The following is a 15,795-nucleotide window of genomic DNA, read 5'->3' as shown; positions in this document are numbered from 1 at the left end:
TATGGTTCGGGGGGACCAGAGAAAACTGCGCGAGCGAATTTACCCGGCATTCTCATCGTCCGGTTCCGACTCCGACTCCGGCTCTGATTCCAGCAATCGAATGACTTCGATCCGCGAGTTGGCTTCGGCGACCATCAGGAAACGATCATCGGGACTGAATTCGACCGCCACCACACGCTCTTTCCGCGGTTGCAATTCGATCAGCTCCAATCCGCTTCGGGTGTCCCAGATTCGAATCACGCGGTCGGATCCGGCGGTCACGATCCGGTCGCCGGTGATTGACGCGGTCACCCGGGTGACCGGATTGCTGCTGACCAACAACCGCTGGGCCAGTTGAACGCCAGCGGAACCGGGCGTCGGGTCATCAATCTGAGACGCCAGGGGCTGCGGGATCGGGTGGGCCACCGAATCGTCGGGCCCACCCGCGGCATCAATTCCTGGCGGATTCCAGATCGCACAGCTGCCGTCATCGCCGACGGTGGCCAACTGATTCCGCTCGCCGAGCCAGACCAAATCATTGACCGCGCTTGAATGTGCCTTCCACATCTCCACCGGCGCACCGCTCCAGCGCCATTGGCCGGCATCGGATCGCTGCAGTGACGCATAAAAAACGCGTCCGCTCCTGGTGCAACCGAACACCCGATCGCCCGACGGGGCCATCATCAGTCGTGAAATCGCTCCCAATCGAGGCAGCGTCAATTTCGTCGGCGGCGCGTCGCTGTGCAGATCGTACAACAACAAACTCTCCTGTCGAATGATCGCATCGCCATCGGCCTCCCCTCGGGTCTCGTCCGGGGGAAGCGCGGCGTCCTGCACCATGCAAGCGATCAGGTGGCGCGAATCGACCAAGGTGACCGCGGTCAGCACCGAGCGTTTTTCCGTCCCGATCGATCGACTGGCGACGACCTCGACCATTCCGGCTTCGAATACGAAGAAGCTGTTTCGCGAGAACATGGCAACGCGGGGCGGCTGTGTCACCGAAGGCGGCTGCTGTCGGTGATTCGGCGCCTTCCCGATTCCGCGGCCGAGCCGGAGACGTCGCATTTCGACATCCAGTTCGTGCTTGGCCAGCGAATGTGTTTTATAGAACAGATTGCGCTGACGTCGACCGCCGGAGGTGGCCACGGCAATTTGTCGAGGCGACATCCAAGTGGCGTCGACCAGCAATCGCTCGGAAACGTTCAGCGCTGCGATCGCGTCGTGGCCTTCGTTGGACCACCAGAGCACCTTGCCGTCGTCGCTGGCAGTGACGAGAAACGGTTCGCAAAAACGCAGCTTGGGTTGGCCCGGTCGCGGTTTCCCTGGCAGGTTACGACACGGAGCCAGGTACAGGCAATCGCCCACCCTGTTTTCGTGCCCGCGGTAATCGCGAACATGTCGGATGGCCAACGGTAGCGAAGGTTCCACGGCCGACTCCGTGCCTGCCGCCGCCTGTTCGGCCGCCTGTTCAGTCGCCTGTTCAGTCGCCTTCGTGCCATCCGCGGCCACCTTCGTCGCATCCGCGGCCACCTTCGTCGGATCAGGGGACGACTCGGCCGCATCGGCGGCGGGCTGCGGTGCATCGGGCGATTCGATCAACGACCAGCGTGAAACGTTGCCGTCGCGACCGGTCACGACCAATTCATTCCCGCGTGGCGAAAAACGAACCTGCGACGCCGGTCGATGACTGGCCTGAAACTGATACGGCGGGTGTCCGATCGGCAAACGCAGGTCTTTGACGTACGCCATCCCGATGTCATCGCACCAGGCGATTCGCTGGGATGGGGCATGAAAGTCCAGGCCACGCATTCCCAGTCCACGCCAAATCACTCGTTCGGCGCGCAGCGATTCGGGACTGCACTGCCACAGTTCAACCAGCCCCATCGTCCCCATCGAATCTTCGAAACGACCTCGTGTCAACACAAACCGCGTCTCGTCAATGAAGCGGACTGAAGTGACCGCGGGGCGATCCCCCCAGCGACGTTCATAGGTGCTTTCAAAGATCCCCGACTCGCCCAACTGCAATCGGGCCAACCAACTGTGCTCATCGGTGTCACGTTCGCCGTTGGCGGCCGAACCACCTCCGATCACCAGCTGGGTGGAATCGGGTGAAAACGCCAGGGCGTGGCCACGCCGCAGCTTTGGCAAACTGATTTGTTGGTCCCGTTCGTTTTCCTCCAGATTCCAAACCGTCACGTCGCTCTCGCGATCGATCCAACACAACCACTTCTGGTCGGGACTGACCACCATTGCGTGAACGGCGGCAGACGCTTGCACCAACACCTCGGCGCGACCGACCCCGCGCCGCTTCTCCTTATCCGCATTGAAGAACTCTCGATCGGTCGGCAACCGCCATTGCAAGATCGTCCCGTCGCTGCAAGCGGCAAACATCCGCCGGTGCTGACGAGAGAACGCCAGGGCGTTGACCGGCGACGTCGACGCGACACCAGGGACGTCCGCACTTAGCAGGACCGATGGCGAGTGGGAAATGAGATCGAGCAACCGCCATTCCCACTTCCGCATCGATTCGGGAATGTTGCGCAGCAGTTCCAACCCACGTGTCCGATCGCCTTCGGCCAACTCGTGTGACGCCCGCGACAGCTCCACCATGTGGCGGTGAACGAGCAAGGCCTCACGTTCAGCCTCGCTCTGTTGATTGCGACGGACCAACCATTTCGCACGATCGCTCATCTGGTTGTGCCGTATCTGGAAGACCAGCATCCCCAACAACAAGACCAGGACGATAGGGATTCCGGCCGCCAGCAGCGCGTAGGCGGGATGGAGCCGCGCCCACACCCAAACGTTCTCCGGCCACGACACCTTGCGAGCCAAGATCGGCTCGCGTCGGCGAAAACGTTGCAGGTCATCGCGCAGCTCGGCCGCCGAGCGGTAGCGTGAGGCGGGCGACTTGGCCAGACAACGCAGTGCGATCGTTTCCAGGTCGCGCGGAATCGCGGCCCGCCGGCTGCGCGGCGGCGTCGGGATGACGGTCTTGGTCGCTTGCAGCACTTCGCGGGTTTTCCCGACAAAGGGCGGCGTCCCGACCAGCATCTCGTACAACAGCGTTCCCAAGGCGTAGATGTCCGTGGCCGGTCGGTTCGCGTTTTCGGCCCCCTCGGCCTGTTCGGGACTCATGTAGGCCGGCGTCCCCAACACCGTGCCTTCGGTGGTCAACCCGGACGACGCCTGCGGGTAACTGGCCAATCCGAAATCTAGCACCATCGGACGGTTCTGGTTCAGCATCACGTTGGCGGGTTTTAGATCGCGGTGCACGATGCCTTGTTCGTGGGCACAGGCGACCGCGTCGGCGATCTGAGCCATCCAGTCCGCCGCCTGGTCGAAGTCCAGCGGCCCATGATCCTTCAAGTACTTGGCCAGCGAGGGGCCATCGATCCACTGTTGAATCAAGATCGGCAAACCGTCCTCGATCAGCACCTCATGAACCTGGACCACGTTGGGATGCGTGATGGCGGCCGCGGCGCGTGCTTCGGTTTGAAAACGCGCCGCGCTGGTTTCGCTGGTCACACGTGAAGCGTGCGGTACTTTTAACGCCACCCAACGCGCCAACCGCGCGTCGCGGGCGCACCACACGCTACCGGTCGCGCCGGTGCCCAGCCGTTTGCGAATTTCGAACCGCCCCAGCCACACTTTGTCGCGGTCCAACGTGGCCAACTCGGCCAGTCGGCTGCTGGTCGGCAACCGTCGACTGTTGAGCTCGTTGGCGGGTACCTTGACCGTCTGGTCACAGGTTTCTTCGGCGTCACGGTAGGCCGCGTCGATGGCGTCCAGTTCCTGGGTCAGCTGAGCCCGCCAGTCCTTCGGCACGCCGGCCAGAAACGGAGCCCGTTCCACCTCTCCCTCTTGAAGCGACGCCTCGTAGGCATCACATAGTCGATCAATCGTGATCCATTTCTCCCGCGAATCCTCCGCCGACCCGCCCTGCGGATCAGGATTGTCGGTGTTCATCGGAGTTCTCCAAAATCGGACTCCACAACCGACGGATCAGATTCAGTTTTCGCTCGACCGTTCGAGTCGCACAGCCGAGTTTTTCGGCAATTTCTTCGTTGGTAAAACCGTGCAACTTCAACGACACGATTCCACGCAGCGTGGCTTCGGAAAGCTGTTCCAAAAACCGCTCCACCGCTTCGTTGGACGCGGCGAGTTCCTCGCCCGAGCGTTGGTTGGCGTCGCGGACCGCGTCGAGCGGAAAATCTTCACGTTTCCCGCTGACCCGCTGCGAGGCGAATTCGATCCGCGACGAACTCGGTGACGCCGTGTCGCCGATCGGCAAACGGTTTCGCCCCACCGCCGAACCGCCTGCGGCCGATCCACCGGTGTGCGTCCCGCCAGAAGGTTTCACGCCGGGCGAGCCGGTGCCGGGTTGATTGGATAGCAAGTTCACGCGAGATGATTTCATCGCCTCGCCACCGGTCAACGATTCCGATGCACGACGCCCGCCTTCGCCGCCGCGACACAGGGCATTGTCGTAGCGGACCGAATCGATCGCCTTGTTCCGCGTCAAACGGGCCAAAATCGCCCAGGCCTGTCCGCCGGTCACCAGGGCATCCAGCTGACCGGTTTCGATCCGATCAAAGAAGCTGCGAAAGGCACTTTGCGCCACATCCTCCTCGTCGGCTAATCCGCCACCGGGCGTCAACCGCCCCCGCGCGACTCGCTCGACCTGACGACGATAGCATCGATACAGCTTCGCCGCAGCCAGCTGTCTCTCCTCTTCGGTCCCCGCCTGACGAAGCTGATTCAGGATCAGTGTGATTGAACTTTCAGACATATGCGTGAAGGCGGAGGGTGAAAAGCAACGTCTCGAAACGTCGAGCCGCCTAGCCTTGAGTGTTAATAGTCTGACATATTTTGAAGCAACTTGTCAAAGTTGTTCCGCGTCAATGGAGTGATTTTACGCCCCCCCGACGAGAGATTCAAACGGCTGCCAGTCGACCCTCACCGGCCAGATCGCCGTGTCGGCAGCGATCGCGGCCGAGGCGACAAACCCTTCCCGTGGCGAGGAGCACACAAAACTCCATTTTTTCCCCTGGTCCAAACCCGGCGAAAGAAAGCGAATCGTCGGCTGATCCGAGTCGATCTGCTCGAATGCAAAATCGGACAACGGCGTGTACAAGCCCGTGCCGATGGCCTTGATGAAGGCTTCTTTGAGCGTCCAAATCCGCAGAAAAAAGTACTGTTGCCGATCGATCGGCTGGCTCTCCAGGAACTGTACTTCCGGGGCCGCGAAGTAGCGTTGGGCCAATTCGTTCGACGTCCGGCGGTGGATCGATTCCACATCCACCCCGACCAGATCCACCGGCGGGTCGGCAACGCCGCACAATACCAATCCATCGGTATGGGCGATATTGAACGGCACCATCGCTTCGGCAGGCCTCTCGACCTGCGGTTTCCCGTGTCGTCCGATCCCGAATCGAATCTCCTGCGGCGCGACGCGGCGGTCCCCGAGCAGCCGACGCGCCATCGCTCGACCGACGACATGTTGATTCCGTGTGGTCGTGCGCCGAAATCGATCGGCACCGATCCGCTCGTCCCGATCGAGCAACTGCTCGCATCGGCGTTCGAATTCGCCACACTCCTCGGTCGACGTGGCCGAATGCCAAACACGCAAATGGTACCGACGCGAGGCGTTTGTTCGCGGCTCATCTGCCATGACGGTCACGACGCCCGATGTGTCACAGGGGCCACCGGGGCAGACGTTTCGGTCTGCAATAATCCGGGCATCGCCAGCAATCGCGGTCGCAACTCTCCGGCCAAGAAGAACGAGCCGCAAATCACCAGTGTGCCCCCGGGGGATGCAGACGAGATCCCCTCGCGGAGCGCTTGCTGGGGATCGACGACGCCACGAACACGCAGGTTTTGACGCCCCTGGCAATGCGGCACCAGCGCGGCGAGCAGGTGATCGGCCGAAGCCGCACGGGGATTGGTGGTGTACCGCGTGCAGATCACTTCATCGGCAATCTTGGCAAGCTCCGCCGCCATCACGCCGACATCTTTGTCACGGCTGGTGCCAAACACGACGACGACCGGCCGGCGGAAATGCCCCGACGAATCCGCCGCGGTGGCCCTATCGGCGGCGGGCCGGAACTCAGTGGGTGGCACCCGAGCGGAGCTCTTTGAGGGACTCTGAGCGGAGCTCCCCGCGGCCAACGGGTCCGCTCCGATCACGCGTCGGTCGACCGTTTGACACAACGCCAGGATCGAATCTTGATTGTGTGCGGTGTCCAAGATGATTTGGACCGGTGAGGGGCCGGTCAGCGAAAACCGTTCGAATCGGCCGGTGCAACGGACCGTCCGCAGTGCATCGGCAATCTGTTGGTCACTGACCGATAACCGCTGAGCGATCGGATCACGATTCCGCAGCTCACTGTTCAATAGCCGGATGATCGAGATCGCGATCGCCGCGTTATGCACTTGGTGAGCGCCATCGAGCGCCAAAAACAGGGGCAATCCGCCAGCGGACGTGTGCGTTTCCGGGTCTTGCGATGCCAGATCCTCGGAAATGGCTTGATAGACAAACTCGCTGCCGACGGCCAGCGTCGGTCCGCAGTGAACGTCAAAGGCGCCCCCTTTTTCGAACACTCGGCTCCCCGAACGCTCGGCCGCCCGGCGGATCGCCTGGCGTGCCTCGGGTTGCATTGCACCGGAAACCACCGGCACACCGGCCTTGATAATTCCCGCTTTTTCGGTCGCGATCTCGGCGATCGTGTCGCCCAGGATGCGTTGGTGGTCCAGACCGATCGAAGTGATCGCCGCGATCGTGCTGGCACAGACGTTGGTGCTGTCCAGGCGGCCGCCGAGTCCGACTTCCAGCACGATCACATCGCAATCATTCCGATCAAAATGCAGGACGGCCATCGCCGTGGTCAATTCAAAGAACGAGACCGGATTGCCGGAGGCGTCGAAGCGGTCGACCACGGGGGCGACGCATTCCACCAGTTCGATCAAATCTTGCCGGCTGCAGGGAACCCCATCGATTCGAAAGCGTTCTTCCAAATCGGTCAGGTGCGGAGAGGTGTACAGTCCGACGCGATACCCCGCGGCGGTCAGAATCTGGCTGACCATCGTCGCGGTGGAGCCCTTGCCTTTGGTCCCGGCGATATGAATCAGCGGGACTTTGGGCCGCGAATCGCTGGCGTCGGCGGGGCGATGCAGATAGTCGCCCAGTGAGAGTTGCTGAAACAACGCCTCGGTGCGTTCGAGCCGAAACAGATGGTCATCACGGCTGCCCGCGGTCCGTTCGTAATCGATGCGGTCGTACAGATACGCGACGGCTTGCTGGAAATCGGACCGGCGACTTGGCGGCTGGACGTGACGCGGATCTAGCACAAAGCGGTCTGCAGCAAAAGGATTCTGGAAGTGGGATTACTGATGGGGACCATCGGTCGCCGGCGCCGGTCGCGGTATTGTGCCAAGGCGGGTGCCGCCTTGGCAACGACGCATCGCAGTGCCGCCGCACAAAAAGCGTCGACTTCCCGATAGCACTGGCTGACAGCGAGCACTGGCTGACAGCGAGCACTGGCTGACAGCGAGCACTGGCTGACAGCGAGCACTGGCTGACAGCGAGCACTGGCTGACAGCGAGCACTGGCTGACAGCGAGCACTGGCTGACAGCGAGCACTGGCTGACAGCGAGCACTGGCTGACAGCGAGCACTGGCTGACAGCGAGCACTGGCTGAGAACGAGCACTGGCTGGCGATCAGCGGCCGTGCAGCGGTATCGAAAGAGTCTGTGGGAAAATGTCCGAACCGCCGGGAACGATCCCGCGTAGCGTATCCAACCCTCGGTTTTCCGGCTGAATTTTCAGACAGCCCCGCCTGTTTCTGCCCGCTCAGCCCACCCTTTTTGCCCTTTTCTACGGAAGCCTTTGTTCGTGGATACCGATTCAACCGCCGTCGCGGACTCCGCCGACGAAAACACGCCCGCCGGTGCCGCCTCGGCCGCCGCCAGTTCGAGTGCGACCAGCAGCGATGTCGTCATCGAAACCCGCAACCTGAGCAAGATTTACAAGGATTTCTGGGGCCGAAAGAAAGTCCACGCGTTGAAATCCTTGGACATCGAAGTCCGCAAGGGCGAAATCTTTGGCTTGCTCGGCCCCAACGGGAGCGGTAAGTCGACCACCATCAAACTGATTCTGGGGCTGCTGTTTCCCACCAGCGGACGCGTGTTGGTGTTCGACAAAGACGCCACCGAAACCAAAAAGAACGAACAGATCGGCTACCTGCCCGAAGAATCCTACCTGTACCAGTTCCTCAACGCCGAAGAAACGCTGGACTTCTACGGGCGTTTGTTCGACATGTCGGGCCGGCAGCGGAAACAACGCGTCGAGGAATTGCTGACCCTGGTCGGCTTGCAAGGTGCCCGGCACCGACAACTGCGTGAATACAGTAAAGGGATGCGTCGCCGGGTCGGTTTGGCCCAGGCGTTGATCAACGACCCCGACTTGATCCTGTTGGACGAACCGACCACCGGTCTGGACCCGATCGGGATCCGCGAGATGAAGGATTTGATCCTGGCTCTCCGCGATCAGGGGAAAACCGTCCTTTTGTGCAGTCACCAACTCGGGGACGTGCAGGACGTCTGCGACCGCGTCGCCATTTTGCACCAGGGCGAACTGAAGGAACTCGGTCGCGTGACCGACCTGCTGAAGGTCCAGGACGTGACCGAAGTCCACGCCAGCGGACTGAGCGAGGATGCCAAGAACGAAATCCGCGACGTCATCGCGCGTCACGGTGGCGACCTGAAATCGATGGACAACCCGACCGCGACGATGGAGGACCTGTTCCTGAACATCGTCCGCGAAAGCGAAGCCCGCCCCGGAGCACGCCGCGTTTCGGCCCCCGCCCCCGAGGCGGCGTCCGACCAGTCGGCCGATTCGCAGGCAGACGAGGGATCGCAATCGGGGAGTGACCAGTCATGAATTTGCAACCAGATGATTTCTGGACGTTCTCCGAATGGCTGTTCCGGCCCGGAGCGTTTTTAGAGAGTGCGTTCCTGCAGGGCGTGGTGCTGATCGTCCTGTCGATCGTGCTGGGTTTGCTGGTCGGCTACGTGATCTCCGCGGCCCGTTACGGTCCCGGCGAAGGCTTTTACGCGGTCGCGCGTGCGATCCGCGACCTGCTACGAACCGATCTGCCCGGGACCAGCCCCAGCCGGATCGTGGCGCTGGCGCGACTGGCGTTCAAGGAAGCGATCCGCCGCCGCGTGCTATTCGTCGTCGGCCTGTTCGTGGTCATCTTGCTGTTGGCCGGCTGGTTCCTGAACCCCGAAAGCGACGACCCGGCGCGGCTGTACATCAGCTTTGTGCTCACCGCGACCAATTACCTGGTGCTCGCGTTGGCGTTGTTCATCAGCGCGTTCTCGTTGCCACAAGACATCGAAAACCGCACGATCTACACCATCGTGACCAAGCCGGTTCGCGCCACCGAAATCGTGCTCGGTCGCATGCTGGGCTTTGTCGCCGTCGGCACGGTGATGCTGATCCCGATGGGATTGGCCAGTTACATCTTCGTCGACCGCGGACTTGACCACACGCATTATGAGGTCGTCGAAGCGGACGAGATCGACGGCCGCATCGTCGGCAAAACCGACCGCGTGCGAAAACACTCGCACACGTTCACCATCGAACCCGGTGAAACCCAAGGCCTGACCAACTTCGTCCGCGGACACCGGCACGTCGTCACGCGCAACGACGACGGCAGCTTTACGATCGGCCCACCCACCGGTCAACTTCGCGCCCGGATTCCCTCCTACGGTGAAATCCAGTTTTACGATCGCAACGGCGATCCGAAAGAATCGGGTATCGACGTCGGAGCCGAACGGCTGGCCGGCGGCTACGGTTCGGCAGGGATTTCTCGTCTGATCGGTGTCGCCAAAGGCAACCGCAAACTCGAACACTCTTACATCGAAGGCGGGACGCTGGGGATGGCGGAGTTCACCTTCGACAACGTGACGCGGCAACGTTTCCCGGACAAGATTCCCTTTGACCTGTCGATCCGAGCGTATCGCTCGTTCAAAGGAGACATCGAATCGGGCATCCGCGGATCGTTGACCTTCAAAAACCCCGACACCGGATTCTCACTCACTCCCAAACAGTTCACGGTGGAGGAGTACCAGATCGATGAACGGGAATTGCCGCTGACCTTTGAATGGTTGAACAAGGAAACCGGCGAAGTCGAAACGCGCAACATCTTTGACCACGTGGTGACCGAAGACGGTCGCATGCAGGTCTTGCTGAAGTGCCTCGACAGCAGCCAGTACCTGGGGGTGACCAAGAGCGGTTTGTACCTGCGTCCGGCCGAGTCGAGTTTTGCATGGAACTTGACCAAGGCGTACGGATCGATCTGGTTGCAGATGACGATGATCATCGCGTTCGGTGTGATGTTCAGCACGTTTTTGAGCGGGCCGGTCGCGATGGTGGCAACCGCCGTCTGCGTGCTGCTCGGTTTTTCTGCCGAAAGCATCTACGACACGCGGCACTTCATCGATTCCAACATCGAACGCGGCGGCGGACCGATCGAGTCGCTGGTGCGTCTGGTCAAACAAGACGCGATGACCACGCAGTTGGACGTCGAAGGTGTCGCCAACACGTTGATCAAATCGGCCGACGCGGTGATCGTCTACACGATGGACGCCGTCGCAACGGCATTGCCGAACCTGCCGCGAATGGTCTCCACGGCGGAGTATGCCGCCAGCGGAATCGATATTTTCAACGCCGTGCTGGCGCGCCATTCGGTGGCGACACTCGGCTATTGCCTGTTGGCATTTTTGATCAGTTACTTCTTTTTGAAAGCTCGTGAGATCGCGGCATGAATCAGTCGACTGCTTTTCGTCGCAAGATCATTTACTTGGTGATCCTTGTGGCGACCCTGGTCCCGCTTTACTTGTTGGGGCAGCCCTCCGATGGAACGCCCGATTCGGGCGGGCAGCTGGCAACGATGCGCCAGCAATATGGCATCGCCGAAAGCGACCTCGGTGAGATCAGCCCGGCCAGCGAGACGATGAAACTCGCGTCGTTGGGCCTGCGTGGCGTCGCGGCGACCCTGCTGTGGGAAAAAGCGCACAAGTACCGTGTGCTGCACGAATGGGACCGTCTGAAGGCGGCGCTCAACAACATCGCCCTGCTGCAGCCCCATTACGACAAAGTCTGGGAGCACCAGGCGCATAACTTGGCCTACAACGTTTCGGTCGAATTTGACGACTATCGCCAACGCTACGAAATGGTCCGCGAAGGCACCGAGTTCCTGACGCGTGGCGTCCGCCAAAATCGCAAGGCGCCGCGGTTGATTTGGTACACCGGTTGGTTCTACGGCCAGAAAATCGGGATGTCCGACGAAAAACGGCAATTCCGACGCCTGTTCGCCGACGACACGGTGCTGCACGATTCGTTGGCCAACGAAGGGATCGCGGTCGACAGCAGCGAAGCGCTCGGCCCGTTCCAAAAACCCGACAACTGGCTCGTCGGACGCCTCTGGTTGAACCACGGCTATGACGTCGTCGACGCCGGCGTCGCCATCCGTCGTCAAACCCCGATCAACTTCTATGAAACCGGGCCCAAGTGGTCCATCAAACACGCCGAAGCGATCGAAAACGAAGGCGTCCTGGATCAACGCGCCATCAGCGCCTGGACCAAAGCCTCGGAGAATTGGGACCGATTCGGAAAACGGAGTATCCCGACGCTCGCCCGATTCACCGTCAAACTGGGCTCTCTGGCGGACCTGTTAAACGAACGCGGCGAGATCATGGACCGCTTTCGTGAGCTTGCCGGAGACGTCTATTTGGACATGAAACAAGAAAAGATCGATGCCCTGCCGATCGACATGCGAAACGTCTACGAAAAAAATCCGGAGGATCGCACCGAGGCCGGCAAGCAGGCGATGCCCAACATCCTGCTGGCAATCGAACCCAACCCGGATGAGGTCACCCAACGCCTGCCCGCGGAGAAACAGTTGCCCGCGCTACAGATCCTGGACGAATTGGAAGACCTGAACGACCGGATCCAAAAGACCGATGGTCTGCGCAAGCAGATCAACTACGTCTATTGGGAAAGCCTGTCGATGGCCGAACAAGAAGAACGAACGGTCAAGGCGCGGAAGTTGATCTATGACGCGGAAAAAGCCAACCGCGAGGCCGAGGTCGACTTGGCCATCAAACTCTATCTGGAAGCGTTTCAGATCTGGTACGAGATCTTCGAAGACTATCCTGTCCTGACGATCGATGATTCGGCCGAAGACCTGTACGCGTCGATCCGACGCTACATGATCATGATCGACTCCGAAGAGCTTCCCGAGGACTTCCCGCTGCTCGCATTTGCCGAAATGATGCAGCAAGGCCTGGGACGAACCGGACCGGAAAGCTACGAACGGTTCCGCGAGGAACAAGCCGAACTGGCCGCAAAACGCCAAAAGGAGCTCGAGGAAGAAGAGCGTCGACGCGAGGCTGAAGCCGCCAAAGAAATGAAATCCGAAGCGAGCGAACAGCCAGCTGCGGAAGAATCGTCGGAGGAGTCGAAGGAATCATCGACGGAACCCAAAGCCGATTCAGAGGATTCAAAGCCAGAGGAAAAGGAAACGGAGTCCGACGAATCACAGGCGGATGAATCCACGGCGGACGATTCAGAGCCTGAGGAGGGGAATCCGAAGGTCGCAGAAGAATCCGCTGCCGATGACGACCAAACGGACTCGGACGCGTCGCCGCAAGAGTGAATCGGAATGTCGCCGTGTTCTCCGAACTCGGCGTACCCGAAACGCGGAGCGTTGCTCCGCGCCGACCTCGGAGAGGACGGCGACGATGTCCCGCTACAACTCGGTCTCGATCATCGACCAGGATGCCGAGTCGGTCTCGCTTTTCCAGACGCTGGCCAAATCCTTGCCGCTTAACAGGCACTGAACGACCGAGGCCAACGGTTCGGGGATCACCATCGCGACAACTTGGTCGCGGCCTTTTTTCACGCACTTGCGCAGCGCCTTGTCGACGCGGGCCTTGGCCACGGCGACGGGCTCGCCGCCGGGCGGACAGAAATCATCGGGGTTTTCGGCGCCTTGGCGGTAAACCTTGGGATGATTGCGTCGCACCTCGTCGATCAACTTGCCGTGCCACAAGCCGTGATCCAGGTTCTTGAACGCGTCGATGACCTTGACCTTGACTTCGCGTCCGGCCGCCCGCTGCTCATCGGCGAGCCGTTTGGCGGTCTCGCGAGCCGATTCGCAGGGCGAGGAATAGATCGTTTTGACGCTCACGCCAGCCAGTTCCCTGGCCAGGTCGGCCGCCTGCTCGGCGCCGCGGCTGCTGAGCGGCATGTCCAGGCTGCCCTTCATGCGGCCCTGGTCATCAAAATCAGTCGCACCGGGGCGTATCAATAACACCCGTGTCAATGTTGCCGAACGAATCATGAGACGGCTCCTGCGATCGCGTCATCGAGCGCCGCGATCGCCGACGCATAATCGTCCTGCTTGAAGATCCCCGAACCGACGACGAACAGGTCACAACCGGCCGCCCTGGCTGCCGCGATGGTCTGCAGGTTGATGCCCCCATCGATTTCCAGCAACAGGTCCGGGTGGGACTGCTTCAACGACGCGAGTTTCTCAAGTGCCACCGGGTTAAAGGCCTGTCCGCCGAACCCCGCATCGACACTCATGACCAACACCAAATCCACGTCGTCCAGGCAGCCGTCCAGCGCCGACAGGTCCGTGCCCGGGTTCAACGCCACGCCGGCCCCCACGCCCATCGAGCGGATCTCACGCGCGACCGCCCCCGCATCCTCCACCGCTTCGACGTGAAACGTCAGCAGATCCGCCCCCGCATCGACCATCGGCCGTGCGAATTGCAGCGGATCGCTGATCATCAAGTGAACGTCCATCGGAAGCTCACTGTGGCGGCGGATCCCTTCGACGATCGGCATGCCGTAGGTCAGATTCGGCACGAAATGTCCGTCCATCACATCCAAATGCAACACCTGCGTTCCGGCATCCTCGAGAAGTGCCAGTTCGGTCTTTAAGTCGCCAAAGTCACACAACAGCAGACTCGGCAAGACACTCGGTCCCGCATTGCGTATCAGTTCAAGCTTGTCTTGCGACATGCAGTTCTCTCATCAGATTCGGACGAGCAGACACCGCGTTGGCCCGAGTTTCCCGGGGCCTGGACACGACCGAGACCATCGCCTCGATCCGCTCCAGGAACGCCACCGGCTCGGTGGCCTCCATCGCTGCCGCGAACCCCCGCAGGGTTTCACGTTCGATCTGCTCCAAATTTGTGAGCGACAGGGTGGTCAAAACACTGGCCAGTTGTCAATTCGACTGTCTCCGGCCGGCCCACCAAAATGGCCGAAACCCGCTCCGTTTTTCCCAGTATTTCGCGTCACGTGCGATTCCGGGACGCCCCTAATGGGACTTAAATTCACCTTAAAAAACATTCGACTCGACGCCCCGAAAGCCCGAAAATCTTCCCAATGCCGCGATAGGATCTCAACCGCTGGCGAAAACGTCCGATCAACCGAAAGATTATTCCGCCCCCCAGCTGCGAAACTACACCATGCGAGTCTTTGTCACCGGTGGGACCGGGTTGCTCGGAAACACCGTGATCCGCACGCTCAGAGAACGCGGGCATGAGGTGAGCGCTTTCGTCCGCAGCGAGCCCGAGGCCGATGTGTTTGCCGGCTTAGACGTCACCCTGGTTCACGGCCGGCTCGTTCCGGATGCAGATGGGCCCGATGCGGATGGGCCCGATGCGGATGGGCCCGATGCGGGGCGATCAAACGACGCTCCCGCCCCGGACGACCCGGTCGATCGCGCGATCGCACAGTCCGATGGTGTCGTTCACGCCGCGGCAATGATCCATCTGGGCTGGAAAAAAATCGATGAGTCGATGTGGGTCAATTGCGAAAGCACGCGACGCATCATCCAATCCTGCATTCGCCACGCAAAGAAACTCGCCTACGTCGGCACGGTCAACGCCATCGCGCTGGGGTCGCCGCAGACGATCGCCGATGAAACGACTCCCTTGGACCACGCCGGTGGACAAGTGCAGTGCGCCTACGTCCGAAGCAAACGCGCCTCCCTGGAACTGGTTCGCCGCTGCATCGCGGACGGACTCCAAACCGTGATCCTCCATCCGGGGTTCATGCTCGGACCTTGGGATTGGAAACCCAGCAGCGGCCGGATGATGCTGGAGGTCGGGACGGGGTGGAAACCGATCGCCCCCTCGGGCGGTTGCAGCCTGTGTGATTCACGCGATGTCGCCGCAGGCGTGATCGCGGCACTGCAGTCGGATTCACCCAACGGACGCGAGTTCATCCTCGCCGGTCACAACTGGACGTACAAGAAACTGTGGACCGAGATGGCCAAACGGATGGGCACACGACCGCCGATCCGCGCGGCCGGGCCCGGGATGGAGTACCTGGCGGGGCTGGCCGGAGATTTCTGGGGCCGCGTCACCGGCGTGGAACCCGATGTCAATAGCGCCGGCGTCGCGATGAGCAGCCAATACCATTGGTATTCCAGTCGACGCGCGGAGGCGGAACTGGGGTATCAGATTCGCGACGCCGACGAAACGCTTGATACGGCGGCCGAGTGGATTCGTGATCGATTCGTCTTGCCGGGCAAGGTTGAAACGAGCTAGTCTCCGAAAAGCCTTCCTTTTCGACTCTCACGTCTCCCAATGGTCATGATCGGACACGGACGTCCTCCAGTGCCTCGCCGCGCCACGTTCGCCCCCCGAGCGGTCGTTGCAATCACGGTTGTTGCAATCGTGATCGTCGCGCCGGGCACTGCCACAAGGTGCCCAGCCCAAACACCGCCAGAT

General features: G+C 61.0%; 11 protein-coding genes. 4 read left to right on the top strand and 7 right to left on the bottom strand.

Going from position 1 to position 15,795, the window contains the following annotated elements:
• Positions 1 to 39: 39 nt before the first annotated feature.
• From Mal15_RS27825 to Mal15_RS27810, 4 genes are all read right to left on the bottom strand, one after another.
• Positions 40 to 3,945 carry a WD40 repeat domain-containing serine/threonine-protein kinase gene (locus Mal15_RS27825; RefSeq protein ID WP_147870745.1) on the bottom strand — a complete coding sequence of 1,302 codons (3,906 nt, stop codon included), beginning with the start codon at positions 3,943 to 3,945 and terminating at the stop codon, positions 40 to 42.
• Positions 3,926 to 4,768 (bottom strand): sigma-70 family RNA polymerase sigma factor, encoded by an 843-nt coding sequence (locus Mal15_RS27820; protein ID WP_147870744.1) that lies wholly within the window; start codon positions 4,766 to 4,768, stop codon positions 3,926 to 3,928. The genes Mal15_RS27825 and Mal15_RS27820 overlap by 20 nt, the downstream gene beginning before the upstream one ends.
• A gap of 123 nt (positions 4,769 to 4,891) precedes the next feature.
• On the bottom strand, positions 4,892 to 5,650 hold the full coding sequence (locus Mal15_RS27815; RefSeq protein WP_147870743.1) for a 4'-phosphopantetheinyl transferase family protein: 759 nt from the start codon (positions 5,648 to 5,650) through the stop codon (positions 4,892 to 4,894).
• A 5-nt stretch (positions 5,651 to 5,655) separates the two neighbouring features.
• Positions 5,656 to 7,326: a bifunctional folylpolyglutamate synthase/dihydrofolate synthase gene (locus tag Mal15_RS27810; RefSeq protein WP_147870742.1), complete on the bottom strand. Its 1,671-nt coding sequence runs from the start codon at positions 7,324 to 7,326 to the stop codon at positions 5,656 to 5,658.
• 544 nt (positions 7,327 to 7,870) lie between these two features.
• Between Mal15_RS27810 and Mal15_RS27805 the strand changes: the two genes are divergently transcribed.
• The 3 genes from Mal15_RS27805 to Mal15_RS27795 are packed head-to-tail and all read left to right on the top strand — an operon-like array spanning position 7,871 to position 12,701.
• The gene (locus tag Mal15_RS27805; protein ID WP_147870741.1) at positions 7,871 to 8,917 is read left to right on the top strand and encodes an ABC transporter ATP-binding protein; all 1,047 of its coding nucleotides are present in this window, start codon (positions 7,871 to 7,873) and stop codon (positions 8,915 to 8,917) included.
• Positions 8,914 to 10,809 (top strand): ABC transporter permease, encoded by a 1,896-nt coding sequence (locus Mal15_RS27800; protein WP_147870740.1) that lies wholly within the window; start codon positions 8,914 to 8,916, stop codon positions 10,807 to 10,809. Before Mal15_RS27805 ends, Mal15_RS27800 begins: the two co-directional genes overlap by 4 nt.
• Entirely contained in the window at positions 10,806 to 12,701 is a 1,896-nt protein-coding gene (locus Mal15_RS27795) for an IRE (iron responsive element) (protein WP_233903073.1), read from the top strand. The genes Mal15_RS27800 and Mal15_RS27795 overlap by 4 nt, the downstream gene beginning before the upstream one ends.
• A 93-nt stretch (positions 12,702 to 12,794) precedes the next feature.
• Here Mal15_RS27795 and Mal15_RS27790 read toward each other — a convergent pair whose 3' ends face one another.
• Genes Mal15_RS27790 through Mal15_RS27780 form a run of 3 tightly spaced genes read right to left on the bottom strand, consistent with a single transcriptional unit; the run spans position 12,795 to position 14,267 of the window.
• Entirely contained in the window at positions 12,795 to 13,388 is a 594-nt protein-coding gene (locus Mal15_RS27790) for a histidine phosphatase family protein (RefSeq protein ID WP_147870739.1), read from the bottom strand.
• Positions 13,385 to 14,074: a ribulose-phosphate 3-epimerase gene (rpe, locus tag Mal15_RS27785; RefSeq protein ID WP_147870738.1), complete on the bottom strand. Its 690-nt coding sequence runs from the start codon at positions 14,072 to 14,074 to the stop codon at positions 13,385 to 13,387. Before rpe ends, Mal15_RS27790 begins: the two co-directional genes overlap by 4 nt.
• The gene (locus tag Mal15_RS27780) at positions 14,055 to 14,267 is read right to left on the bottom strand and encodes a hypothetical protein (RefSeq protein ID WP_147870737.1); all 213 of its coding nucleotides are present in this window, start codon (positions 14,265 to 14,267) and stop codon (positions 14,055 to 14,057) included. Before Mal15_RS27780 ends, rpe begins: the two co-directional genes overlap by 20 nt.
• Before the next feature lie 259 nt (positions 14,268 to 14,526).
• Here Mal15_RS27780 and Mal15_RS27775 point away from each other — a divergent pair, with 259 nt between their 5' ends.
• Entirely contained in the window at positions 14,527 to 15,612 is a 1,086-nt protein-coding gene (locus Mal15_RS27775) for an NAD-dependent epimerase/dehydratase family protein (protein WP_147870736.1), read from the top strand.
• Positions 15,613 to 15,795 lie beyond the last annotated feature (183 nt).

The sequence above is a fragment of the Stieleria maiorica genome (assembly GCF_008035925.1).
GTDB lineage: Bacteria > Planctomycetota > Planctomycetia > Pirellulales > Pirellulaceae > Stieleria > Stieleria maiorica.
Note: the sequence above shows the minus strand (reverse complement) of the source record. Positions and strands in the feature narration are given on the sequence as shown.